This is a genomic window from Succinispira mobilis DSM 6222 (genome assembly GCF_000384135.1).
Lineage (GTDB): Bacteria > Bacillota > Negativicutes > Acidaminococcales > Succinispiraceae > Succinispira > Succinispira mobilis.
This window is the reverse complement of sequence record NZ_KB913028.1, coordinates 1,328,649-1,352,300: the sequence shown is the minus strand read 5'-3', so window position 1 is coordinate 1,352,300 and position 23,652 is coordinate 1,328,649. Positions and strand designations below refer to the sequence as shown.

20 protein-coding genes are annotated in these 23,652 nt (G+C 36.8%); 17 read left to right on the top strand and 3 right to left on the bottom strand.

Annotated features, from left to right (window positions below; translation table 11 throughout):
- The first annotated feature begins 1 nt into the window (after position 1).
- The 4 genes from SUCMO_RS0106405 (at position 2) to trxA (ending at position 2,816) form a co-directional block, all read left to right on the top strand.
- Complete coding sequence (locus SUCMO_RS0106405; RefSeq protein ID WP_019879777.1) at positions 2-1,069, top strand: ABC transporter ATP-binding protein; 1,068 nt, start codon at positions 2-4, stop codon at positions 1,067-1,069.
- A gap of 247 nt (positions 1,070-1,316) precedes the next feature.
- Complete coding sequence (locus SUCMO_RS0106400; RefSeq protein WP_019879775.1) at positions 1,317-1,910, top strand: YeeE/YedE thiosulfate transporter family protein; 594 nt, start codon at positions 1,317-1,319, stop codon at positions 1,908-1,910.
- Between the two features lies 1 nt (position 1,911).
- Positions 1,912-2,484 carry a YeeE/YedE thiosulfate transporter family protein gene (locus SUCMO_RS0106395; RefSeq protein ID WP_019879774.1) on the top strand — a complete coding sequence of 191 codons (573 nt, stop codon included), beginning with the start codon at positions 1,912-1,914 and terminating at the stop codon, positions 2,482-2,484.
- 20 nt (positions 2,485-2,504) lie between these two features.
- Positions 2,505-2,816, top strand: a complete 312-nt coding sequence (gene trxA / locus SUCMO_RS0106390) for a thioredoxin (protein WP_019879773.1) — start codon at positions 2,505-2,507, stop codon at positions 2,814-2,816.
- A 57-nt stretch (positions 2,817-2,873) separates the two neighbouring features.
- Here the strand turns inward: trxA and SUCMO_RS0106385 are convergent, their stop codons facing one another.
- Together SUCMO_RS0106385 and SUCMO_RS0106380 are read right to left on the bottom strand one after the other, a co-directional pair.
- The gene (locus SUCMO_RS0106385) at positions 2,874-3,554 is read right to left on the bottom strand and encodes a Crp/Fnr family transcriptional regulator (protein ID WP_019879772.1); all 681 of its coding nucleotides are present in this window, start codon (positions 3,552-3,554) and stop codon (positions 2,874-2,876) included.
- A gap of 37 nt (positions 3,555-3,591) precedes the next feature.
- Positions 3,592-4,461 carry an NAD(P)/FAD-dependent oxidoreductase gene (locus SUCMO_RS0106380; protein WP_019879771.1) on the bottom strand — a complete coding sequence of 290 codons (870 nt, stop codon included), beginning with the start codon at positions 4,459-4,461 and terminating at the stop codon, positions 3,592-3,594.
- Between the two features lie 205 nt (positions 4,462-4,666).
- Between SUCMO_RS0106380 and SUCMO_RS0106375 the strand changes: the two genes are divergently transcribed.
- Positions 4,667-6,016 (top strand): pyruvate carboxylase subunit B, encoded by a 1,350-nt coding sequence (locus SUCMO_RS0106375; RefSeq protein ID WP_156819261.1) that lies wholly within the window; start codon positions 4,667-4,669, stop codon positions 6,014-6,016.
- Positions 6,017-6,091: 75 nt separating this feature from the next.
- Here the strand turns inward: SUCMO_RS0106375 and SUCMO_RS0106370 are convergent, their stop codons facing one another.
- Positions 6,092-7,213, bottom strand: a complete 1,122-nt coding sequence (locus tag SUCMO_RS0106370; protein ID WP_019879768.1) for an AI-2E family transporter — start codon at positions 7,211-7,213, stop codon at positions 6,092-6,094.
- A 190-nt stretch (positions 7,214-7,403) separates the two neighbouring features.
- Between SUCMO_RS0106370 and SUCMO_RS0106365 the strand changes: the two genes are divergently transcribed.
- From SUCMO_RS0106365 to SUCMO_RS0106310, 12 genes are all read left to right on the top strand, one after another.
- Positions 7,404-8,819: an aspartate ammonia-lyase gene (locus SUCMO_RS0106365; protein WP_019879766.1), complete on the top strand. Its 1,416-nt coding sequence runs from the start codon at positions 7,404-7,406 to the stop codon at positions 8,817-8,819.
- 299 nt (positions 8,820-9,118) lie between these two features.
- The gene (locus tag SUCMO_RS0106360; protein ID WP_019879765.1) at positions 9,119-10,255 is read left to right on the top strand and encodes a DUF362 domain-containing protein; all 1,137 of its coding nucleotides are present in this window, start codon (positions 9,119-9,121) and stop codon (positions 10,253-10,255) included.
- Between the two features lie 154 nt (positions 10,256-10,409).
- A complete protein-coding gene (bioB, locus tag SUCMO_RS0106355; RefSeq protein ID WP_019879764.1) occupies positions 10,410-11,381 on the top strand; it encodes a biotin synthase BioB in 972 nt (323 codons plus the stop codon).
- 24 nt (positions 11,382-11,405) lie between these two features.
- On the top strand, positions 11,406-11,900 hold the full coding sequence (locus tag SUCMO_RS0106350) for a hypothetical protein (RefSeq protein WP_019879763.1): 495 nt from the start codon (positions 11,406-11,408) through the stop codon (positions 11,898-11,900).
- Complete coding sequence (locus tag SUCMO_RS0106345; protein ID WP_019879762.1) at positions 11,890-12,675, top strand: 6-carboxyhexanoate--CoA ligase; 786 nt, start codon at positions 11,890-11,892, stop codon at positions 12,673-12,675. Before SUCMO_RS0106350 ends, SUCMO_RS0106345 begins: the two co-directional genes overlap by 11 nt.
- Positions 12,656-13,852 (top strand): 8-amino-7-oxononanoate synthase, encoded by a 1,197-nt coding sequence (bioF, locus tag SUCMO_RS0106340; protein ID WP_019879761.1) that lies wholly within the window; start codon positions 12,656-12,658, stop codon positions 13,850-13,852. Before SUCMO_RS0106345 ends, bioF begins: the two co-directional genes overlap by 20 nt.
- Complete coding sequence (gene bioD / locus SUCMO_RS0106335; protein WP_019879760.1) at positions 13,849-14,577, top strand: dethiobiotin synthase; 729 nt, start codon at positions 13,849-13,851, stop codon at positions 14,575-14,577. The genes bioF and bioD overlap by 4 nt, the downstream gene beginning before the upstream one ends.
- On the top strand, positions 14,574-15,962 hold the full coding sequence (bioA, locus tag SUCMO_RS0106330) for an adenosylmethionine--8-amino-7-oxononanoate transaminase (protein ID WP_019879759.1): 1,389 nt from the start codon (positions 14,574-14,576) through the stop codon (positions 15,960-15,962). Before bioD ends, bioA begins: the two co-directional genes overlap by 4 nt.
- A gap of 175 nt (positions 15,963-16,137) precedes the next feature.
- Entirely contained in the window at positions 16,138-17,718 is a 1,581-nt protein-coding gene (locus SUCMO_RS0106325; RefSeq protein WP_019879758.1) for a restriction endonuclease subunit S, read from the top strand.
- Between the two features lie 12 nt (positions 17,719-17,730).
- Positions 17,731-19,212 (top strand): type I restriction-modification system subunit M, encoded by a 1,482-nt coding sequence (locus tag SUCMO_RS0106320; protein ID WP_019879757.1) that lies wholly within the window; start codon positions 17,731-17,733, stop codon positions 19,210-19,212.
- On the top strand, positions 19,202-20,434 hold the full coding sequence (locus SUCMO_RS11195) for a restriction endonuclease subunit S (RefSeq protein WP_019879756.1): 1,233 nt from the start codon (positions 19,202-19,204) through the stop codon (positions 20,432-20,434). Before SUCMO_RS0106320 ends, SUCMO_RS11195 begins: the two co-directional genes overlap by 11 nt.
- Entirely contained in the window at positions 20,434-23,613 is a 3,180-nt protein-coding gene (locus SUCMO_RS0106310) for a type I restriction endonuclease subunit R (RefSeq protein WP_019879755.1), read from the top strand. The genes SUCMO_RS11195 and SUCMO_RS0106310 overlap by 1 nt, the downstream gene beginning before the upstream one ends.
- Positions 23,614-23,652: the final 39 nt, after the last annotated feature.

Sequence of the window (23,652 nt, the reverse complement as noted above, 5' to 3'; positions counted from 1 at the left end):
AATGTCGCATGTTCGATTATCAAATGTAACTAAAAAATTTGGCACAGTAACTGCTGTAGATGCGCTTAATCTAGAAATTGCCAAAGGTGAGTGCTTTTCGATGTTAGGTCCATCGGGTTGTGGCAAAACTACTACGTTAAGAATGGTAGCGGGATTTGAGGATTTAAGTGCAGGGGAAATATATGTAGCGGATCGTTTGATTTCATCGCCGCAGCGCAACTATTATTTACCACCAGAAAAACGTAATTTTGGGATGGTATTTCAGGCTTTTGCGGTATGGCCACACCTATCTGTTTATGAAAATGTAGCTTTTCCTTTAAGAATTAGAAATTTTTCAGCCGATGAAATCGATAAACGAACTAAAGATGCTCTGCGTTCTACTAATTTATTACGTGAAGCGGATAACAGCCCTGCTAATCTTTCTGGAGGCGGTAAACAGCGGGTAGCCTTGGCTAGAGCCTTAGCTATTAATCCGGATGTAATGCTCTTAGATGAGCCGTTGTCGAGCTTAGATCCGCACTTACGCGAAGAGATGCGTTTTGAAATTAAAGATTTGCAAAAAAAATACGGATTTTCTATAATTTACGTAACGCACGATCAGTCAGAGGCAATGGCGTTATCTGATAGAATTTTGGTTATGAAATCAGGAATTGTCCAGCAAATAGATACACCTTTTAATGTTTATAATCAGCCAGCTAATAAATTTGTTTTTAGTTTTATTGGCTTGTCTAACTTTATTGATGTTGAACAGTCCAATGGACAGTTTTTTGTAAGTGGTGAAAATATAATTTTACCAGAAGATTTACTGCCTAAGGGAGAATTACAAAGCCAGTTACGCTTGTCGTTAGCAAGTCGACCTTCCGAAATTGATTTTGTTAGTGCAACAGAGGTCGGGGCTTTGCCAGGCGTTGTAAAACGCAAGGCGTTTTTAGGAGAAATAGTCGATTATCAAGTTCGGGTTGGAACACAAGAGGTGCGAATTCAAAAGGGGCGCAGAGAAATGGGGCCAGAAATCAATGAGCTTTGTTATTTGAAATTTGCGCGACATTTTTGGTACGGCAATGACTAGTTTAAGTTGAATATGATGAAAACCCCGCGGCATAAGAAGAAATGGCTGTGGGGTTTTTATCAAAAATTACTAAAATAAAATTAAATAAAAGCTTCTTTGCACTACATGATAATAATTTATTAGAAAACATATTCCACTATTAAAGATTAAATATTGTAATAATCAGCCAATTAAGATATGATAAAAGTGACTTAATTACTAAAATCTTCGTGAATTATTGCTATAATAATCTTAAGAGGTGAGTAGTATGGAAGGAAAGCGCTGGATTTGGCAGGCTATGTTTTTAGGCTTCGTATTTTTTTTAGCAGCATTTTTTGTAAAACCAATTGGTGTTTCTACTCAATTTAGCTTAGTTGGAGGAATTATTCACTCTGTTATTGATCCGACAGTGATTAGTCCTGATAATTCACGTCCAAGTGGGTACAAAAGCACTAACGCTTATTATGATAAAAGCGGTGGAAGTTTAGCCAAAAGTATTAAAAATCCTTGGAATTATGACTTTGTATTCGTTTTAGCTATTCCCTTAGGAGCATATATTGCTCATAAACTAGCAACGCGAAATAAAAAGCGGGTTAATTTAGATTATAGTTCGCTAAATCTTTCTTATAGAGAAGAGTTAAGGGATATTCCAGCTATGTGGCGACGTTACAGACGGAGTTTTATTGGGGGATTTATAATTTTGTTTGGTGCTAGATGGGCAGATGGTTGCACTAGTGGGCATATGATGAGTGGGATGCTGCAAAGCAGTGTGAGTGGCTATGTTTTTGCCCTCGCAGTGTTTGCAACAGCGATACCGACAGCAATCTACATTCGTAGGCAAGCTGAAAAGGATGGTGAATAAAATGAATAACATTTTAGGCGCTATAATTTTAGGAGCTTTGTTTGGAGGAGCACTGTACTATGTAGGGGCTTCTAATCCACGCAAACTACTAAAAATGCTCAGGCTAGAAGATCTTACAATTATGAAAATAATTTTATTTGCTATAGGCTTCTCTAATGTGTTAATGGCTTTAGCAGTATTCTTGGGTATTTTTAATATTGGACACTTAAGTATAAAAACAATGAATTTAGGGGTTGTAATTGGCGGTTTAATATTTGGTTTGGGCTTTGGTTTATTAGGAACCTGCCCAGGAACATGTATGGCCGCTGCAGGTAGCTTTGGAGTTAGGCAGGCTTTAGCGACTGTTAAAGGTGGGATTTTTGGTGCGTTGGCCTTTTCACTTAGTTATGGTTGGTTAGAAAAAAATGGTCTTGTTAGTAGCATGAATTATGGTAAGTTAACAATTTTTAATCTTAGTAAAAAATTTCCTGCCGTACTAGATGTTGGTTTTGGGGGGCTTTTGGCTATCGGCTTAGCACTAATGGTAGTAGCTATTTATTTGCCAGATTTAAGAATTGCAAAAAATAAAAATTAAAATAAAGTGAGGTATTAGCTATGAGTATTGTTACAGTAACTAAAGAAAATTTTCAAAAAGAAGTAATGGAATCAGACAAAGTAGTATTGTTGGATTTTTGGGCACCTTGGTGTGGTCCTTGTAGAATGTTAGGTCCGGTACTTGAAGAAATTGCGGCAGCAAGTTCGGAATATAAAATTTGTAAAATAAATGTTGATGAACAAAGCGAATTGGCAACTCAATTTCAAGTTATGAGTATTCCTTTAGTTGCCGTTATGAAAAATGGTACAGTGCATTCTACGGCAGTAGGTTTTAAGCCTAAAGAGTACATTGAAAAAATGTTAAAAGTGTAATAAAAAGCTAGCTAGTAGAATAGAAAATTCTGCTAGCTAGCTTTTTTATCAGTAGTTTTATGTAGTTAATTGTTTTAGTTTTTCTTTGTTGATAACTAAAATTTCGCCACGCGAAAGTTTTACGATGTTTTCTTGGGAAAAATATTTTAGCATTCTAGTAACTACTTCACGGGCACTACCAATATATTTGGCGATTTGTTCATGTGTAAGATTAATACAATTAGTGTGTTGTTTATTAATTTCATCTAGCAAAAAAATAGCTAAGCGTTTATCAAAACTCATAAAAAGGATTTGCTGCATTGCCCACATGACATCTGAAAATCGTTCGGCAAGCAACTTATAGGTGAAATTTTCTAAAAAAATATTATTACTCATTATCTTGCCAATTGTATTTGCAGGAATGACTAAAAGTTCAGAGGCTGTTTCGGTATCAATATACACTTCAAAATTAATATTTTTTAAAATGCAATTAGCCGAAAGAACACAAAGTTCGTTAGGCGCTAAACGATAAAGCGTGATTTCTTTGCCACTGTCTGAATTTAAATAGACGCGCAGCTCTCCACTTAAGACAAAAACAAGACCTAAACATTCATTATGCATATCATAAATTGTAGTTTGACTGGGGAAAGTTTTGTACATAGCCTCTTGTTGAATTAAAATTTGTTCATTTGAGGTTAATTTTTGCCAAAAAGGAAGAAGGCTAGCTAGGTCGAGATTATGCTGTAAAATATTATTCATGTGACACCTACAATTTTTCAGTTTTAGCTAAAATTAGTTAATTGTTAGCACGACAATATTTTACCATAGAAAGTCCAGCTTGTGCACCTTGATAAACCGCTTTGGCAATTTGCAGGAGACCGCCAGTACAATCCCCAGCGGCAAAAAGTCCAGGAATATTAGTTTGCATCTCGGCATTTATCACTATATTATTACCAGATGTTTCCGCACCTAATTTACGTGCAAGGGCGGTGCTACCAGCTATGCCATAAGCAACAAACAGACCTTGGATTTCCAAGAACGTTTCATTTTCCAAATGTATTTGTTGCAAAGTACTTTCGCCTAGAAGTTCTTTAACAGGTGTTGGATTAATTATTATTGCTTCGGGGGGAGTGACAGTTAATGGTTGGCCGTTAGTAAGAATGGTAACTGATTTAGCAACTGGCAACAATTCTAAAGCTTCATGTAAAGCATATTCGCCGTTACCTAAGACTGCCACAGGCTTTTGGCGATAAAAAAATGCATCACAAACAGCACAATAACTAACACCTTTGCCTTCGAAAGCTTTAATTCCCTTGATTTTAGGGGTATTGCGTTCGGCACCAGTTGCAATTAAAACACTGGTAGCTTGGTAGCTATTTTTTACAGTTTTTACGGTTAGTTTATCGAAATAGTCAATGCTTAGAACTTCTTCATAATGAATTTGTACACCTAGATTAATAGCCTGGTTAATACCTGTAGCAATAAGCTCATTACCGCTTAAGGCAGGATCCCAGCCATAATAATTTTCTATTTTCTCGGCTTTGCGTAGCGAGCCTTTGTTTTGGCTTAAAACAAGAGTTTTGAGATTAGATCTGACTGTATATAGGGCGGCAGAAATACCGGCAGGGCCACTTCCAATAATAATTACATCGAAATTTTTTAACATGATAAAGCCTCCTTGATAAATACTCCTAAATTAATTATACACTCTTTTAGCAAGGTGTTCAGTGAGTAGATTACTTAGTAGTTAAAATGTTTTCCAGATATAACAAATTATTTTATTATTTATAAATTATACAATATATAGTAATTTAGATATTTGAAAAATTGAGAATTAATGTTATAATTTACATTAAAATAAGGGAGGTAGTTTGAAGATGAAACCAGTTAAAATTATGGAAACAGTACTACGTGATGGTCATCAATCCTTGGCTGCAACTAGAATGAGAATTTCCGATATGCAACCAATGCTAGAACAATTAGATGATATTGGCTACCATGCAATAGAAGCTTGGGGCGGCGCTACTTTTGATAGTTGCTTAAGATTTCTTAATGAAGATCCATGGGAACGTTTAAGAGAATTGAAAAAACATATTAAAAAAACTCCTATCCAAATGTTGCTTAGGGGGCAAAATATATTAGGTTACAACCATTATGCAGACGATGTAGTAACAGAGTTTGTAAATCGTGCCGTAGATAATGGTGTAGGCATAATTAGAATTTTTGATGCTTTAAATGATGTGCGTAATTTAGAATGTGCAATGCGTGCAGCTAAAAAAGCTGGAGCACATGTACAAGGTGCTCTAGTATATACAATAAGTCCTTATCACAAAAATAGTGATTTTTTAAAAGTTGCTCATGATTTAGTACAATTGGGTGCAGACTCAATTTGTATTAAGGACATGGCTGGACTGCTTGCTCCTTATGCTGCTTATGATTTAATTAAAACATTAAAGTCAGAAATCAACATCCCAATTGATTTGCACACGCACTATACTAGTGGGATGGCTTCTATGACCTATCTAAAAGCTATTGAAGCAGGAGTTGACATTATTGACTGTGCTATTTCTCCCTTTGCTTTAGGTACTAGTCAGCCTGCAACTGAACCAATGGTAGCAGCTTTAGAAGGAACTCCTTATGATACTGGTATTAAAAAAGAAAACTTGTATCCTTTGGCAGATTTCTTTAGAAAAGTAAAAACAGAAATTGCTACTGATTTTAAATTGAATACAAATATATCTATTGATACAAAAGTTTTAACATATCAAATTCCAGGTGGAATGTTATCTAATTTGTTAAATCAAATGAAAGAACAAGGATGCGCAGAAAAATATCCGGAATTGTTGGAAGAGATGCCAAAAGTAAGAGCGGAATTGGGATACCCACCACTAGTAACTCCAACCAGCCAAATAGTTGGTTCAATGGCTGCGTTTAATGTAATGGTAGGCCGTTATAAAGTGGTTCCTCGTGAAGTTAAAGATTTAGTTCGTGGTAAATATGGTCGCACTCCAGCGCCAATTTCTGATGAAATTAAAAAATTAATTATTGGGGATGATCCACAAATTACTTATCGTCCAGCTGATGATATAGCTCCACAAATGGAATTGCTAAAACAGCAATTAGCTGAAAAAGGTTATCCAAATGCTTCGGTAGAGGACGTACTAACTTATGCACTTTTCCCAGAAGTGGCTCTAACGTTTTTTGCAGAAAATAGAAACTAATAAGTAAAAAAACAAAAGTAACCCCCTAAATAGCTAAACTTTGACATACTAAAGCTGCTATTTAGGGGGTTTTGTTTAATTAGAAATTCTTTTGCTGGCTAAATAATTATTGAAATAGATACTAATAACTGCTGCAATTGGAATTGCGACTACCATGCCAATTATACCAAAGGCACGTCCACCTAATGTAAGAGCAATAAAAGTGTGTACAGCTGCTAATCCGACCTTGCTACCAACTAATTTAGGTTGAATAATATTACCATCTATCTGTTGATATAACATTAAGCCAACAGTACTTAAAATGGCAAGTTTAGGACTAATAAATAGTCCGAGAAGACCAGCAACAACTGCACCTGCCAAAGGTCCAATATAAGGAATGATATTTAAAATACCCGCAATTGCGCCACAAAGGACTGCAAAAGGGTGTCCTAAAAGTAACAAAAAAATAGTTGAAACAATCCCTACAATGATTGCATCTAAAGAAATGCCAATTATAAATTTTCCAACAACCGAATCAAACACTTGGAAAAAATTCTTAGCGTATTGGAAATTTGTTGCCGATAAAACTCCAGAAGCAATTTTATGAACCGTTCCAAACAAGAGCTGCTTATTTAAGAGAAAATAAATAACCATGATTACGATAATAACCAGATCAAGAAAAAACGTACTGACAACATCTAGGTAAATTGCAAGTGTTTTAATTAGTTGAATAATATTATCCTTATTTTCAAAATCAAGTGAGAAATCTGGAAAATAAATCTGGAGTTTATCAAGAATTGCTCTAATATAGATTTCTAAGTTAGGCGGTAAGTTATTATTAAGGTTTTTTACATTCTCAACTAGTGGCGGCAAAACGGATTTTATGAAAAGGAATATTGCGAAAATCAACAAGAAAAATGTTGCCTGAACACTGCAAAAATTAGCCCAATTATTAGCTTTTTTAGTTAAACCAATCTTAACAAAAGTTTTTTTAAAAAAACTTTCCAAACAACTTGTAAGTGGATAGAGAATATAGGCAATTATTGTGGCATATATTACTGGTGAAATAATTTGTAAAAAATTATTAATTAAAGATAGCCAATAACCAATGTTTAAAAAAATAAAATAGGTAGTGATTAGTATTACACCAATAACAAGTTTAGGGTAAATGATCTGCTTAAATAAATCTGATTCCGTTGAAAAAAAGTCTTTCCACATTTTGCAATCAATCCTTTATAAAATATGTGTAATTAAATAGTAGGTTATATGAAATAATTTGTCAAATTTCTATATTAGATAAATAAACTGTGAATTTTGAAAATTATTCTGTGAAATCCTTGACAAAACTGTATTTATTATGTAGTATTAATGTATACAGAATACAAGGAACAATAAAAGGAGAGTCGTTATGCGTACTGAAAAAGATTTTCTAGGCGAAGTCGAAATTCCAGACAATGTTTATTATGGAGTTCAAACCATGCGGGCATTAGAAAACTTTAAAATAACTGGTTATACCGCCGATAAAGAGTTTATTATTTCTTTGGGGATTGTGAAAAAAGCTGCTGCTTTAGCAAATATGGAAGTAGGCCTTTTGGATGCAACAATAGGTAAGGCAATTGTTCAAGCAGCAGATGAAATTATAGAGGGGAAAATGTTTACCGAGTTTCCCGTGGATCCAATTCAAGGTGGAGCTGGAACTTCTTTTAATATGAATGTTAATGAAGTTTTAGCAAATCGTGCTTTGGAAATTTTAGGCAGAGATCGTGGCGATTACGCCTATATCTCGCCTAATAATCATTCCAACATGTCTCAATCGACAAATGATGTTTTCCCTACGGCAATTAGGGTATGTACAATTCGTCGTGGGAAAAAGTTAATAAAATCACTCAAAGAATTAGCTGATGAGCTAGAGAAAAAAGGCAGTGAATTTAAAAACGTTCTCAAAATTGGCCGTACGCATTTGCAGGATGCGGTGCCAATAACTTTAGGGGAAGAATTTTTTGCTTATGCAAGTTCGGTAAGAAGAGCTAAAAAACGTGTTGATAGAACTATGACTTTTTTGCATGAAGTAAATATGGGAGCGACTGCCGTAGGCACAGGTTTGAATGCTGACCCAGAGTATATAAAGGCCGTAGCCAGACATTTAAGCAACTTAACCGGTGAAGATTTTAAAACTGCGAGTAACTTAGTTGATGCAACTAATAATACAGATGTTTTTGCCGATGTATCAGGAAGTTTGAAAGTAACAGCACTAGCTTTGATTAAAATAGCTAATGATTTGCGGTTGATGGCTTCAGGCCCGCGGGCAGGTTTACATGAAATTTGTTTGCCAGCTCGTCAACCAGGCTCTTCCATTATGCCTGGCAAAGTTAATCCAGTAATTCCTGAAGTTGTAAATCAAACTTGTTACCAAGTTATTGCCAATGACCTAGCAGTAACAATGGGAGTAGAAAATGGGCAATTTGAGTTAAATGTTATGGAGCCAGTAATTGCCTTTAATATTTTTAATTCTTTACGCTTTTTAACTAACGCCATTGATACTTTTAAAAATCTTTGTATAAAAGATATAAAGGCCAATGAAGCTATGTGTCAAGCTTGGTTAGATAAAAGTGTCGGCATAGTTACAGCATTGTTGCCGCATATTGGTTATGAACAATGTTCAGCTTTAGCCAAGGAAGCCCTAGCTAATGAGCGAGGTATTAAGGATTTGGTATTAGAAAAAAATATTATTACCGCTGAAGATTTAAATGTTATTCTTAGTCCCAAAGAAATGACGGAGCCAGGAATAGCAGGAAAAAGCCTCCTCTGCAAACGCTGCATATAGATACCCCTAAATTTTAAAATGGTTGAGTAAATCAGCCAAAAACCAAACCAGAACTAAGGCCTAATTTATTAGGTACGGTTTTGGTTTGGTTTTTATTTATATAATCTTGCAACTATGTCTATTGAAAAAACCGAGAATCTTAGCTGACTTTTGCTAAGCATGCTAAGGTTTACATATTTGCTCATTAATGCTAGAATTATTAAAATTAAAGACTGTTATAGAAAAGGTAGTCTGTACGGAAAAATACTTAAACATAAATAGAAGTTGGCAGGGTTTTCAGTCAAAAGGAGAAGGGTTTTATGGAAAAAGTAGTAATAAAAAAAGTGCAAAATTATAATTTAGTAGCTATAGAACAAGCACTAACTACTGCTTTTGAAGAATTAGCACTAGAGAATAGTTTTTTTAATGCTGGTGAAACCGTACTTATAAAACCTAATTTAGTGGAAGCTGTAAGCGTAGAGCGAGCTGTCACGACTCACCCAGAGGTCTTAAGGGCTTTAATTCGTGTACTTAAGCCTTATAAGGTGAAAATTTTGGTCGGCGATTCCCCCGGCTATCAAAGCACTTTACAAGTTGCCAAAGTAGCTGGTATTGAAGCGGTGTGCCAGGAAGAAGCAGTTGAATTAGTAGATTTTACTGGTGTTAGAGAGTTTAGCAATCCCCAGGGCAAGACGATAAAACGCTTTTACCTGGCGGAAATATTGGGGAAAGTAGATAAAGTTATTTCTTTAGCAAAAATGAAAACTCATTCTCTAACTGGAGTTAGTGGCGCGGTTAAAAATTTGTTTGGCTGTGTAGTTGGTGCAAGTAAAGCGCAATTTCATTTGCGCATGCCCCAGCAAAATGATTTTGCGCAAATGCTAATTGAGTTACATCAAACTGTAAAACCATGCCTGAGTATTGTCGATGGAATTGTAGGGATGGAAGGGGCAGGCCCGCGTAATGGCACACCTATAAACAGTGAGCTGATTTTGGTAGGCAAATCGGCACTAGCGGTAGATAAAATAATGGCAGATTTGATGGGCTTTGCTGGTGAGAAAATGCCCGTTACTAGGCTTGCACTTGCACAGGGCTTAATAAGTCCAAACTTGAAGTTGGCTGAAGCAGAGCGGCAGTTAATAAGAAAATTTCAAGCTGCCAATAACTATACTAGCATCAGTGATCGCTTGCCCAAGAGTTTGGTAGCCATAGCGCAAAAACAGTTAACTTTAAGGCCGATTATTCAAGCTAATTGTATATTATGTCAGCGTTGCTTAAAACAGTGCCCGCCTCAAGCGATTAAGTTAAGTGGTAAGAAATTACAGATTAATTATGAACAATGTATTCGTTGCTATTGTTGTCAAGAATTTTGTCCAGCTAATGCGATTAGTTTGCAAGCGGGCAATTTATTAAAACTCATTCGTTATTGGCAAAAATTGCGTACTACAAATAAATAATATCAAAAAATCCTCTTACTAATATTAAGTTGAAAAACTTTTTTGTAAGAGGATTTTTTAATGTAAACTAAAAATAAAAAATAGGTTTACATATCTTCGGAATCTAGTTATAATAGAGCAGTAAGAAATTTATAGAAAAAACTGGAGGCAAAATATGAGATTAATTGAATTGGCTAATAAAGTATTAAATGGGGAAGAACTTACATATGCAGAAGGTGTAGAAATTATTAATACATCCGATGAAGATACAATGCTGCTAATAGCTTTAGCGGATAAAATCAGACAAAAATATCATGGTGATGCAGTTGATTTATGTTCAATTGTCAATGCTAGATCAGGTCGCTGTCCAGAAAATTGTTCATTTTGTGCTCAGTCAGCTTTTCATAAAACTGGTATAGCAGAACATGAATTATTAAAAGAGGAAGAATTATTAGAAGCAGCACGTAAAACTAAGCAGGCTGGTGTAAATAGATTTTCTATTGTTACAAGTGGTCGGGGTATGGGTAAAAAAGATGATTTTCAAAGAATTTTGACTGTCCTTAAACGGATTAAAGAAGAATTAGACATGAAAGTTTGTGCGTCGTTGGGCATCTTAACATTTGAAGAGGCGCAAGCTTTAGCGGCAGTGGGCGTAACTCGCTATCATGCTAATGTCGAAACCTCAAAAAGTCATTTTCCTAACATTTGTACAACCCATACTTATGCAGATAAGATGTTTACAATTGATAATGCCAAAAAAGCGGGAATTGCCGTATGCTCTGGCGGTATTATGGGTTTAGGTGAAACACGGGAGCAAAGAGTAGAAATGGCGTTTGATTTGAAAGCTATGGGAATTACCTCAATACCACTTAATATTTTGCATCCAGTACCAGGAACTAAGTTAGAAGCAATGCAAGATTTAGAGCCGTTAGAAATTTTGCGGGCGTTTGCGATGTTTAGATTTGTTTTACCAAAAGCTACAATTCGGACAGCTGGGGGCCGTGAACGGAATTTACGCGATTTACAAGCAATGGCTTTATCAGGTGGTTTAAACGGAATGTTAGTTGGGGGCTACTTGACTACAGGTGGACGCGTACCCGCAGATGATATGCAAATGATTGCTGATTTAAAACGAACTGCCCAATAAAATTGAAAATTTGAAGGTGTAAGTATGAATAGTAAAGTAGCATATTTAACTCAAGTGGCCTTGCTAAGTGTTTTTATTACTTTGTCAGGTGCAATAAAAATTCCCAGCATTTTTCCTGGGGCAGAATTTCAATTATCGGCGCCAATTGCAATCGCGATATGCTATGCTTTTGGTATTAAAATGTACTTGTTAGCGGGGATACTTTCAAGCACTGTGGGCTTGATTTTAGGCACCCATACTATTTTCAACGTAATGATTGCAATGATCTTTCGGGTAGTTGTAGCTGCGATTATGTTGGCCTTCGGACGGAATAAATTAAGTATGTTGATCGCTGGACCGATTGCCTCTAGTGTGGCACGGTTAAGTTTGGCGGTATTTTTAGATAAGGCAGCCTATGCTTTGTTAGTGGCAGCAGTTCCAGGAATGATTTATACAGTAATAACTTGTGTTCCTTTGGGCTTGTTGTTGGAGAAAATTAAAAATACAGCTTTGCGGGGGTTGCAAAGAAATGCTGTATAGTTTAAAAATGCGGGCAGCTCAAGGTGGTAGCCATGAACAAGGCGGAAAGCATATCTCTGGGGCGGAGCGTTTAGTTAATGCTCAGGACTTAGAAGGGCAGGTTGCTAAAATGTTAGCCCGTGCACAAAATCATGAACGGGGTCGAGCTGATTTTATTAATATTAAAATTCAAGAAATTCCAGAAGCTAAGTGTGCAGTTGTACCCGTGCTAGAAGTTTGTGGTAGCCCTGATTTATCAAATTTAGCTAGGGCTCAAGCTTATGCCTCTGGGAAATTGCTTGCCGCGGGGGTTAGTTTGCCAGCAGTTGCTAGTGGATTTAAGAAACTGAAAGAATTAGCGGGGAATATGCGTGGTGCTTTATTGATAGACTCGGAGACTGGCGCAGTTCTTACGGCCAGTGGCGATCAGCGTGGGGTGCGCGTAACTAATATGGATGCCCAAAATCAGCTAGAATATCTCAATTGGTTACAGGCACGACACTTGCAGGGCGAACATGCTCAAGAAGCAATTATTTTAGCTTCGAAAGTGGCCGCAACACAAGGCTTAGTAGCAGAACTTTGTTGGTCAGACGATCCTAATTACACAACTGGCTATGTGGCTGATAAAAAAACATATTATCGGATTGAGAATTTAAAAGAATTAGGCTCAGATATTGGAGGGCGTGTGTTTTTTGTAAAGCCCAAGGCCAACCTTGCTTTTATAATTGATTTTCTACAAGAGCAGGCTGTGCTAGTAAGTGTTAAGGGGGCAAATGATGTTACCAGAAAAGATTAAACAGCAACTTAATTTGGCTTTGACAACTGTTAAAAACAATAATTTACTAAGAACAATAAAAACGCTAGATTTTATTGATGCTGGACATGCCTTAGATGCGCAAGGAAAAAAACAATTAGTTTTAGCAACCAATAATTATTTAGGTTTAACTTTTGCGCCAGAACTTATCCAGGCGGCTCACGAAGCTTTACATTTTGGCACTGGTTCCACAGGGGCCCGCTTAACTACTGGTTGTTCTAGCCAGTTGCAGGAGTTAGAAACAGAGCTGGCAAAATTTAAACATACTGAAGCAGCTTTATTTTTCAATACTGGTTACATGGCAAATGTGGGCGTAATTAGCGCTCTGGCGAATGAGCAGGATGTAATTTTCAGTGATGAATTAAATCATGCCAGCATTATTGATGGTGCTCGTTTGTCAAAAGCCAAAATAGTGGTATATCGCCATTCTGATATGCCAGATTTAAGGCGCAAAATAGCGGCATATTCTCAGCACCCAGGTTGTTTGTATATTATTACAGATGGGGTATTTAGCATGGACGGCGATATTGCTAATTTACCAGAGTTGGTGGAAATTGCAACAGAGTTTCAAGCTTGCTTAATTGTTGATGATGCCCATGCAGTCGGTGTTTTAGGTGAAACAGGTAGTGGTACAGCAGAATTTTTTGGTCTGCAAGGCAAAATTCCTGTGCAAATTGGCACTTTAAGTAAAGCTCTAGCTAGTGAAGGTGGTTATGTTGCGGCGGAGCAGGTAGTAATTGATTATTTAGTTAATACGGCGAGATCATTTATTTTCTCTACAGCTTGTGCACCAGCAACGGCGGCAATTGCTTTAGCTGCACTTAGAAAATTGCAACAAGAACCAGCTTGTTTACAACAGTTGCAAGCTAATGCACAGTTTATGTATGCAGCTTTAAAAGCCAAAGGCTTGCCAGTTATGGAAAGTCAAACGCCGATAATTCCAATTTTAATAGGTGAGGCAAAATTGGCAATGGAGTTTTCGGAACAGCTGCGCGAACGAGGCATTATTGTTACAGCTATTCGACCTCCAAGTGTAGAAGTAGGCAAAAGTCGTTTGCGGTTGACAGTTAATGCAAGTCATAGTCAGGAGGATTTAGCTTGGGCTGTGGAAGTAATAGCAGAGCTTTATCAACAATTACTAAGAGGTGAGGTAAAATGAAATTAGGGATTACTGCAATTGATACCGATGCCGGGAAAACAATGATAACTGGAACGCTACTTGCGGCGCTAAGAGAACGTAAAATACAAGCCGTAGCCGTTAAACCCGTAGCTTCAGGATGCATCAAAGATGCACAAGGGGTGTTACATTCACAAGACGCAGATTTTTTATTAGCCTGTATGCCTGAGTTGGGCTTAACTAGTGCAGATATTTTACCTTACCGCTTAGAGGCAGCGCTAACACCAGCAGTAGCTGCAAAATTAGAAAAAATAGCTTTAGATAAGCAAACTATGTTAGCGGTAGCTCAAAAGTGGTCAGATAAAGAAGTGGTATTAGTTGAAGGCGTAGGCGGTTTAGCAGCGCCATTGTTAGATGATTATTTAGTCGTAGACTATTTTGCTGATTTGAACTTGCCAATTGTTTTAGTTACCAATAATAGATTAGGTTGTATTAACCATACGGTTTTGAGTGTTAAATATGCGCAAAGTAAGGGACTTAAAGTTTTGGGAATAATCGTTAACCTTTGGGAAGAAAATACTGCTGATATTTTGGCGACTAGTAATTTGCAGTATATGCAAAGCTTAACGGGCGTTCCGATAATTGGTAAATTCCCGAAAGTGAATTTGCCGCTAACGGCAAGGGCCTTGGCGGACTATGCAGAACAATATTTAGATTTAGATGGGCTAATAGCGCAATTACAAATAACTGAGGGGGAGCGAAAATGAATAATAGATGGGAAGAATTAGATAAACAATACTTGTGGCATCCATTTACGCAAATGCAAGGCTGGTGTGAAAATGAGCAATTAGTTATCGAGCGAGCTCAAGGGGTAAAACTAATTGACGTTCAGGGTAAAGAATATTATGATGGGGTATCTAGTCTCTGGGTTAATTTACATGGGCATCGGCATCCGACCTTAGATGCAGCAATAAAAGCGCAATTAGATAAAGTAGCGCATACCACAATGCTAGGTTTAATTAATCAACCAGCAAGTGAATATGCTAAGCGGTTAGTTGAAGTATTACCTAAAGGCTTAACAAAAGTTTTTTATTCTGATGACGGCTCAACAGCAGTAGAAGTTGCTTTAAAAATGGCATTTCAATACTGGCAACATAAAGGACAAACAAGTAAGCAAAAATTTATTGCCTTAGCCAATGCTTATCACGGGGATACAATTGGGACAGTTAGTGTGGGTGGCATAGATTTATTTCACCGCGTATTTAAACCGATGCTGTTTACGAGTAAATATGTACCTTCACCTTCTTGTTATCATTGCCATTTAGTTCCAGAAAATGAAAAATCTCAATGTGGGCAGGTCTGTCTACAACAGTTAGAGGCGGTATTAAAAGAACATCATCAAGAATTAGCGGGCATGATCATTGAACCGCTAGTACAAGCCGCAGCTGGAATGTTAACACAGCCTAAAGGTTATTTGAAAGCGGTGCGTGAGCTTACTAAAAAATACAACGTGCTGTTGATAGCCGATGAGGTAGCCACTGGTTTTGGTAGAACAGGAAAAATGTTTGCCTGCATGCATGAAGATGTGACTCCAGATATGATAACTTTATCAAAGGGAATTACAGGTGGCTATATGCCACTTGCGGTTACGGCTACTACTGAAGAAATATATCAAGCTTTTCTCGGGGCGCCGACAGAATATAAGACTTTTTATCATGGGCATTCTTATACTGGCAATCCGTTAGCTTGTGCAGCGGCGATCGCGAGTTTAGATGTTTTTGCGGAAGAAAATGTGTTAGAGAATTTGCAGCCTAAAATAGAAGTTTTACGTCAAGGGTTAGAAAAGTTTAAGAGCTATCGTTTTATTGGGGAGATTCGTCAATGTGGCACAATCGTCGGGATAGAATTAATGCTCGATAAAGCCCAAAAAACACCTTTCCCACCTGAAAAACTGATGGGGGGCGGTGTCTGTCAAAAGGCCCGGGAATATGGTTTAATAATTCGCAATATTGGCGATGTAGTGATTTTAATGTTGCCATTAGCGGCAACTAGTGAGGATATTGTTAAAGTTTTAGAAATGCTCGATAAAGCTTTCCAAGATGTGTTTGCAGATATAACGGGTGAAAACTACTCCGATCCTTGTGCTTTTTAGAAAACTTGTGAACTAAATAGTTGAAAATAAGCGATTATCAAATTGGTAGTCGCTTATTTTGTTTTGCACAGAACATTTTCAAATAAACAATAAATTATTACCATTTAGTATTGACATACTAAATGGTAATAATTTATAATGCTAGTGTAAGATAAGTGCCGAAAGGAGGATTAAAGTGAATAATATAGAAGTGGCCTTAAATGAGTTATACCGCAGGCAAATTTCTTCGAGGGAACAGCTTTTAGGTGAAATGCTTAGAGTCAAAATGACCAGTGAAGCTTTAAAAGACCAACCAAAGATAAAACAAGATAAAGAAAAGCTATTTCAGCTTATGAAAAAGATAACCGAAGAAGAACTTGGCTTTTTCCCAGCTGATAGAGATGACTTTTTTGATATCTTTGCTGCACTTGAAGAAATAGATCTAATTCAGTTTACTTTAGAAATTTATAAAAACGATCGAATGGGCATAATCATAGCCCCACAGTATCTAACTTGTTACATAAAAGAGCAAGTGCAGAAAATTAATCCCAACAGTTTCCTTATTCCTGAGGCGGAAAAGCATTTGGCTGGCTTAAAAGACTTAGTAACTTCGTTTACAGACAAAAGCATTACCTTAACCACGCAATATAATTTAATGTATAAGTTTTTGAAATTTGCTTTTCAAGACTATGAACATGTGACGGTGATCTTTGAATCAATCTACAAGGACTGTCTACTAGACTTGAAGTTTGATTATATATACGCCCTACCTGCTTTTGGATATAGGCCAGATGAACTAGGAAAAGTGTTTATGACCAAAGAAAGTGACGGGATTGCTGTGGAAAATATGCTAAATCATTTAAAGGAAAATGGTGTTTTAGATATTATCATTCCCGCAAAAATAACTTTTGCTGCTCAGGGATTTGAAAAATTAAGAACCTATATTACCAGAAATTTTAGTGTTAAGAATATTTATATTTTACCTGAAGGCACATTTAGACCGACAACTGCAATCAAAACATATTTCTTTTCAATAACCAAACAAAAGATAGAACAAATTGAAGTCGGGACTTTAGAATTACTAAAAGAAAAGTTCGAGCCTAAAGGACTGAAAAAAATAAAAACTCAAGAATTCTTAAGTCATGAGGATTGGCGGATTGAGCTACTACTATCCGATGACGATGCAAATATTCAAAAATTCAAAAGCTCTAATTTAGAAAAAATCAAATTAAAAGAAGTAGCGGAAGTATTTAGAGGTAAGTCTATTTTAAAGAAAGATACTACCGTTGGTAACATAGGTATTTTAAACATTTCTAATATCGATAATGGGGAAATTGATTATACAAATATGGATAGTATTGAAGAAGATGAACGGAAAATAAAAAGATATGAATTAGATGCAGGTGACGTAGTTATATCCTGCCGCGGCACGGCTATCAAATCAGCAGTATTTAAAAAGCAGGATAAAACCATTATTGCCTCAGCAAATTTGATTGTCATAAGACCTAAAGAAACCATAGTAGGAGATTATATAAAGATTTTCTTTGAAAGCCCCATTGGAACAGCAATCATTAAAAGTTTTCAAAGAGGAACAACCATTATGAATATCAACCATCTGGATATCATGGAAATGGAAATTCCACTATTAGCCTTAGAGCAACAACATGAGCTAATTAAAATTTATAATGAAGAGTTAAACCATTATAAAAATGTAGTGCAACAAGCCACAACAAAGTGGCAGAACGTAAAAAATAAATTATACAACCAGTTAATTTAGGAGGGGTATATAATGGCTGTGAACTTAGAATTCGAAAACAATTTATGGGCAATGGCAGATAAACTTAGGGGAAATATTCAACCAGGGGATTATAAAGATGTTGTTTTAGGACTTATCTTCCTGAAATATATTTCTGATAGCTTTGAAGAAAAATTTAATGAGCTAGTCGAAGAAGGTGATGGCTTTGAAGAGGATAGAGATGCTTATGCAGAAGACAATATTTTCTTTGTGCCACCAAGTGCAAGATGGGAATTTATTAAAAAAAGTGCCAAACAAAGCACAATTGGTCAGATCATAGACGAAGCGATGATTGCCATCGAAAGAGAAAATAAAAATCTTAAAGGCGTTCTGCCAAAAAACTACGCAAGACCAGAATTAGACAAAACGAAACTTGGTGAGCTTATCGACCTGTTCTCATTTAATTTGGGCAGTAAAGAAGCGAAAGCGCAAGATATTTTAGGACGCGTTTATGAATATTTCTTAGGGAAGTTTGGCTCAAGTGAGGGAGAATTTTACACGCCACCGAGCATTGTTAAAATGCTAGTAGGTATGATTGAACCTTTTGAGGGCCGCGTATATGACCCTTGTTGCGGATCAGGAGGGATGTTTGTTCAATCAGCAAAATTTGTCGAGGAACATCAAGGTCGAAAAGACAATATTCGTGTATATGGACAGGAGTATACGGCTACGACTTGGAGACTTTGTAAAATGAATCTGGCCATCAGAGGAATTGATGGCGACTTAGGCGAGCGTGATGGGGATACTTTTGGCAATGATATGCACAAGAATCTTAGAGCAGATTATATCCTAGCCAATCCACCCTTTAACGTAAGCGATTACACGTTGATTCAAGACGATGCCCGCTGGAAATACGGAATTCCACCAGCAAACAATGCCAACTATGCTTGGATTGAGCACATCATCAGTAAGCTCTCACCTAAAGGGGTAGCAGGCTTTGTATTAGCCAATGGCTCTATGAGTACCTCGACCAAAGCCGAAGCAGAAATTAGGAAAAACATCCTTGAAGCAGGTCTTGTAGACTGTATAGTAACCATGCCTACAAACCTGTTCTATAACGTAACCATACCTGTATGTCTGTGGTTCTTATCTAAAAAGAGAGAAGATCGAAAAGACAAGGTACTCTTTATTGATGCCAGAAAAATGGGAACGATGGTCACCAGAAAACATAGAGAACTATCAGATGAAGAAATACAATCAGTTTGTGACACCTATCATAACTGGCGAGATGGGAAAGAAGCATATGCAGATGTTCAAGGCTTCTGCAAGTCCGCAAGTATTGAAGAAATCAGAGAGCATGAATATATCCTAACGCCAGGAAGATATGTAGGCATTGAAGAAGCAGAAGTGGATGCTGAACCCTTTGAAGAGAAAATGACCAGACTAACAGAAGAACTGGCCGAAATGTTTGCTAAATCTCATCATTTAGAGGAGGAAATCAAGCAACGATTGGGGGCGATTGGCTATGAGTTCTAGTGAGTGGAGAGAGGTTGTATTAGATGATGTTGTTGATATTCTAGGCGATGGATTGCATGGTACACCCAAATATGACGAATTAGGCGATTATTATTTTATAAATGGAAATAATCTTGTTGGAAAAATTGCAATTGATGATAAAACAAAAAGAGTTGGATATGAAGAATACGTAAAGTATAAGAAAGATTTGAATGACAGAACAATTCTCATATCAATTAATGGAACTTTGGGTAATATAGCTGTTTACAATGGAGAAAAAATAGTACTTGGAAAAAGTGCATGCTATTTTAATGTAAAACATGATTTTAGCAAAGAGTTTATCAAATATGTCATGCATAGCAGCATATTTAAGTCATATTTGAACACCCATTCTTCTGGAACTACAATTAAGAATATGGGCTTAAAACAAATGAGAGCTTTTAGATTTCAGGTACCCCCACTCCCAGAACAAACAGCCATCGCCGCTACCCTCTCATGCCTCGATGACAAAATCGAACTCAACAATCGCATGAACAAAAACCTAGAAGAAATGGCACAGGCAATCTTTAAAAGTTGGTTTGTTGATTTTGAGCCTTTTCAAGAGGGTGAGTTTGAAGAGAGTGAACTTGGGATGATTCCTAAGGGGTGGAGAGTAGGGACGATCGAAGAGATTTCAAAAGAAATAGTTTGTGGAAAAACGCCTTCAACAAAGGATAAGGACAATTTTGGTGGCGATGTACCATTTATAACAATACCTGATATGCATGGGAATGTGTATATTACAAAAACAGAAAGATATCTTACGAATAAAGGTGTAAAAACACAGCCTAAAAAAACTTTACCTAAAAACAGTGTCGTTGTAAGTTGTATTGCAACACCAGGGCTGGTATCACTAACCTCAACAGAAAGTCAAACAAACCAACAAATTAATAGTATAATCTGCAAAGATGGTATCGAACATTATTATATTTATCAATGTATGAAAAGTTTTAGTGATAAAATTAAAGATTTGGGGAGTGGTGGAAGCACTACATTAAATCTTAATAAATCACAATTTTCTAAGATTAAGTTAATCATCCCGAATGAAAATTCTATGTTAAAGTATACTCAAATTATAGAACCAATCTTTGTGAAAATTTTAGAAAATCAGAAAAAAACAAGTATATTAATCGAAACTCGCGACACACTACTCCCCAAACTAATGTCCGGTGAAATCCGAGTGACAATTGAGGAGGTGCAGTAATGGCAAAGAATGCTTTTTATGAATCACAGCTTGAAGAAGCAGCTCTTGAATGGTTTGAAGAACTAGGCTACGAAGTTGTCTTTGGCCCTGATATTGCGCCTGAAGGGGAATATCCAGAGCGTGAGGATTATAGTGATGTTATTTTAGCGGAAAGATTAAAAGATGCTCTTGGGAGGATTAATCCCAAGATGCCATCCTCAGCAATTGAAGATGCTTTTAGGCAAATCAGTATTCCTCAAAGTCCGAGTCTACTAATGAACAACAAGGCTTTTCAGAAAATGATTACCGATGGGATTGACGTATCGGTTAAGCAGGCAGATGCAAGCTATAGAACAGAAAAAGTCTATGTCTTTGACTATGAAAAGCCACTCAACAATGAACTAATGGTGGCTAATCAATTCACCATTGTAGAGCATGGTGTTGAAAAAAGACCAGACCTCATTGTCTTTGTAAACGGTATACCTCTAGTAGTAGTGGAACTTAAAAGTGCGATAGATGAAAATGTAGATATCAGCGATGCTTATAACCAGCTTCAAACCTATAAAAGCGTTATTCCTTCTCTATTTACTTATAATGCCTTTATGGTAACCAGTGATGGAATCAATGCAAGAGCAGGCACTTTGACTTCCGATGAAGACCGCTTTATGGCTTGGCGAACTATCGATGGAGAGGGAACGGCGCCTATTTCAATTCCTCAGCTTGAAGTGCTTATTAAAGGAATGTTTCAACGTGACCGATTTTTAGATATTATCAAACACTTTATTTTGTTTCAAAGCGATGGGGCAGATTCAATGAAGATTTTGGCTGGTTATCATCAGTACCACGCCGTAAATAAGGCCGTAGATAGTACAGAACGAGCCACCCAGGAAAAAGGGGATAGAAGAATCGGGGTTGTATGGCATACTCAAGGGAGCGGTAAGAGCTTGTCGATGGTTTTCTATGCAGGAAAACTTGTGATCAATGAAGAACTTGAAAACCCTACAATAATTATTATTACGGATAGAAATGACCTAGACGATCAGCTGTACAGTACTTTTTTTAAGTCTAAGGATTTAATCAGATGTACACCAGTTCAAGCCAATGACAGAGAGCATTTAAGAGAACTTTTAAACAATCGGACCAGCGGTGGCATTATTTTTACCACTATTCATAAATTTGCTCCCGCAATGCATAAAGCCAAAGAAGAAGTAGAGGAATTTTTGGTTGCTGAGAGAAGTGTCCCTTATTTTGTTCCAGTACTGACAGATCGAAAAAATGTTATCGTAATGGCTGACGAAGCGCATAGAAGTCAATATGGCTTTGGGGCTGAAGTTGTAAAAGATGATAGTGAGGCGGATACTAAATATGGCTACGCCAAATATATGCGTGATAGCCTGCCAAATGCGTCATATATTGGGTTTACTGGTACTCCAGTAGAACTGACTGATAAAAACACTAAAGCGGTATTTGGAGACTATATAGATATTTACGATATGACTAGAGCCGTTGAAGATGGAACTACCGTTAAAATTTTCTATGAAAGTCGGATTGCTAAGCTAGAACTTCCAGAAGAAATAAAGCCACAAGTGGATATGGAATATGATGAAATAACGGAATATCAAGAACTCACTGAAAAAGAAAAATTAAAAAGCAAATGGGCAAGACTTGAAGCTGTTGTCGGCGCAAAAGAGCGTATTCAAAAAGTAGCAAGCGATATTGTAGAGCATTTTGAAAAGCGAGAGCAAGCTCAGGTAGATGCTGGTGGTAAGGGTATGATCGTAGCAATGAGTAGAAGAATTGCCGTAGAGCTTTACGCTGAAATCATCAACCTTAGATCAGATTGGCACAGTGATGATGTGATGTCTGGCAAAATTAAAATTGTTATGACGGGCAGTTCATCTGATCCTGAAGCGTGGCAAAAGCACGTTGGAACCAAATCTACAAGAGAAACTCTTGCAAAGCGTATGAAAGACAAAAATGATGAGCTAAAACTTGTCATTGTACGCGATATGTGGCTAACAGGTTTTGACGTACCCAGCATGCACACTATGTATATTGATAAGCCCATGAGCGGTCATAACTTAATGCAAGCCATCGCCAGGGTAAACAGGGTCTTTAAAGATAAACAGGGTGGTCTGGTAGTTGACTATATTGGTATTGCTGAGAATTTAAAAGAAGCTTTAAATCAGTACACTGAAAGCGATAAAAAGACTACAGGGGTGGATACGGAACTTGCAGCGCAAGTTTTACTTGAAAAACATGACCTTATTAAAGAATTACTTCATGGGCATGACTACAGCAAATTCTTTAATGGTAAGCCGAGTGAAAAAATGCAGGCGATTGTTGAAACCATGGACTATATTATTGGTCTTCGTGAAGAACGGAAAAACGATTACATAAAACTTGTTAATGAGTTATCAAGAGCGTATTCATTGTGCGCAACTACAGAAATTGCGGAAAGACTTAACGTTGAAGTTGGCTTTCACAAAGCAGTTAAAGCTAGCCTGGTAAAAATAATAAGTGAAGATCATAAAAAGAAAACGACCACTCAATTAGATAATGAGCTTAACCAGTTAATTTCCAAGGCGATATCTTCAAATGAAGTAGTTGATATTTTAGAATGTGTAGGTTTAGCTAAACCTAATATTGCTATTCTCTCAGACGAATTTCTTGAAGAAGTCAAAGGGATGAAACAGAAGAATTTAGCAGTTGAACTTCTTAGTAGACTTTTAAAAGGTAATATCAAATCTTTTTCAAGAAGAAATTTAGTCCAGTCTAAAAAGTTTTCCGAATTACTTGAAGCAGCTATTAGAAAATATCAAAATAGAGCTATTGAAACCACACAAATCATTATGGAGCTTATAGAACTAGCTAAAGAAATCAGTGAAGCCGAAAAACGTGGTGAAGCTTCAGGTCTTACGCCAGATGAGTTAGCTTTTTATGATGCTTTGGCAGATAATGAGTCTGCTAAAGAAATTATGGGCGAAGATATTTTAAAGCAAATCGCTAGAGATTTAACTGTTTCAATTAAAAATAGCATCAGCGTTGATTGGACGATTAGAGATAGTGTTCAAGCTAAAATGAAGATGACTATTAAAAGATTGCTTAAAAAATATGGTTATCCACCAGATAAAACAGCTAAGGCTGTGGATATTGTGCTTGAGCAAACTAAGTTGATGTGCCAGAACGAATCACATTAGGGGGAAGATAGCAAAAGAGGAGTTGCACCTGATTGGTAC

Coding starts and splice junctions, on each gene's coding strand:
- SUCMO_RS0106405 (WP_019879777.1), top strand. CDS start 2: ATGTCGCATGTTCGATTATCAAATGTAACTAAAAAATTTGGCACAGTA.
- SUCMO_RS0106400 (WP_019879775.1), top strand. CDS start 1,317: ATGGAAGGAAAGCGCTGGATTTGGCAGGCTATGTTTTTAGGCTTCGTA.
- SUCMO_RS0106395 (WP_019879774.1), top strand. CDS start 1,912: ATGAATAACATTTTAGGCGCTATAATTTTAGGAGCTTTGTTTGGAGGA.
- trxA (WP_019879773.1), top strand. CDS start 2,505: ATGAGTATTGTTACAGTAACTAAAGAAAATTTTCAAAAAGAAGTAATG.
- SUCMO_RS0106385 (WP_019879772.1), bottom strand. CDS start 3,554: ATGAATAATATTTTACAGCATAATCTCGACCTAGCTAGCCTTCTTCCT.
- SUCMO_RS0106380 (WP_019879771.1), bottom strand. CDS start 4,461: ATGTTAAAAAATTTCGATGTAATTATTATTGGAAGTGGCCCTGCCGGT.
- SUCMO_RS0106370 (WP_019879768.1), bottom strand. CDS start 7,213: ATGTGGAAAGACTTTTTTTCAACGGAATCAGATTTATTTAAGCAGATC.
- SUCMO_RS0106365 (WP_019879766.1), top strand. CDS start 7,404: ATGCGTACTGAAAAAGATTTTCTAGGCGAAGTCGAAATTCCAGACAAT.
- SUCMO_RS0106360 (WP_019879765.1), top strand. CDS start 9,119: ATGGAAAAAGTAGTAATAAAAAAAGTGCAAAATTATAATTTAGTAGCT.
- bioB (WP_019879764.1), top strand. CDS start 10,410: ATGAGATTAATTGAATTGGCTAATAAAGTATTAAATGGGGAAGAACTT.
- SUCMO_RS0106350 (WP_019879763.1), top strand. CDS start 11,406: ATGAATAGTAAAGTAGCATATTTAACTCAAGTGGCCTTGCTAAGTGTT.
- SUCMO_RS0106345 (WP_019879762.1), top strand. CDS start 11,890: ATGCTGTATAGTTTAAAAATGCGGGCAGCTCAAGGTGGTAGCCATGAA.
- bioF (WP_019879761.1), top strand. CDS start 12,656: ATGTTACCAGAAAAGATTAAACAGCAACTTAATTTGGCTTTGACAACT.
- bioD (WP_019879760.1), top strand. CDS start 13,849: ATGAAATTAGGGATTACTGCAATTGATACCGATGCCGGGAAAACAATG.
- bioA (WP_019879759.1), top strand. CDS start 14,574: ATGAATAATAGATGGGAAGAATTAGATAAACAATACTTGTGGCATCCA.
- SUCMO_RS0106320 (WP_019879757.1), top strand. CDS start 17,731: ATGGCTGTGAACTTAGAATTCGAAAACAATTTATGGGCAATGGCAGAT.
- SUCMO_RS11195 (WP_019879756.1), top strand. CDS start 19,202: ATGAGTTCTAGTGAGTGGAGAGAGGTTGTATTAGATGATGTTGTTGAT.
- SUCMO_RS0106310 (WP_019879755.1), top strand. CDS start 20,434: ATGGCAAAGAATGCTTTTTATGAATCACAGCTTGAAGAAGCAGCTCTT.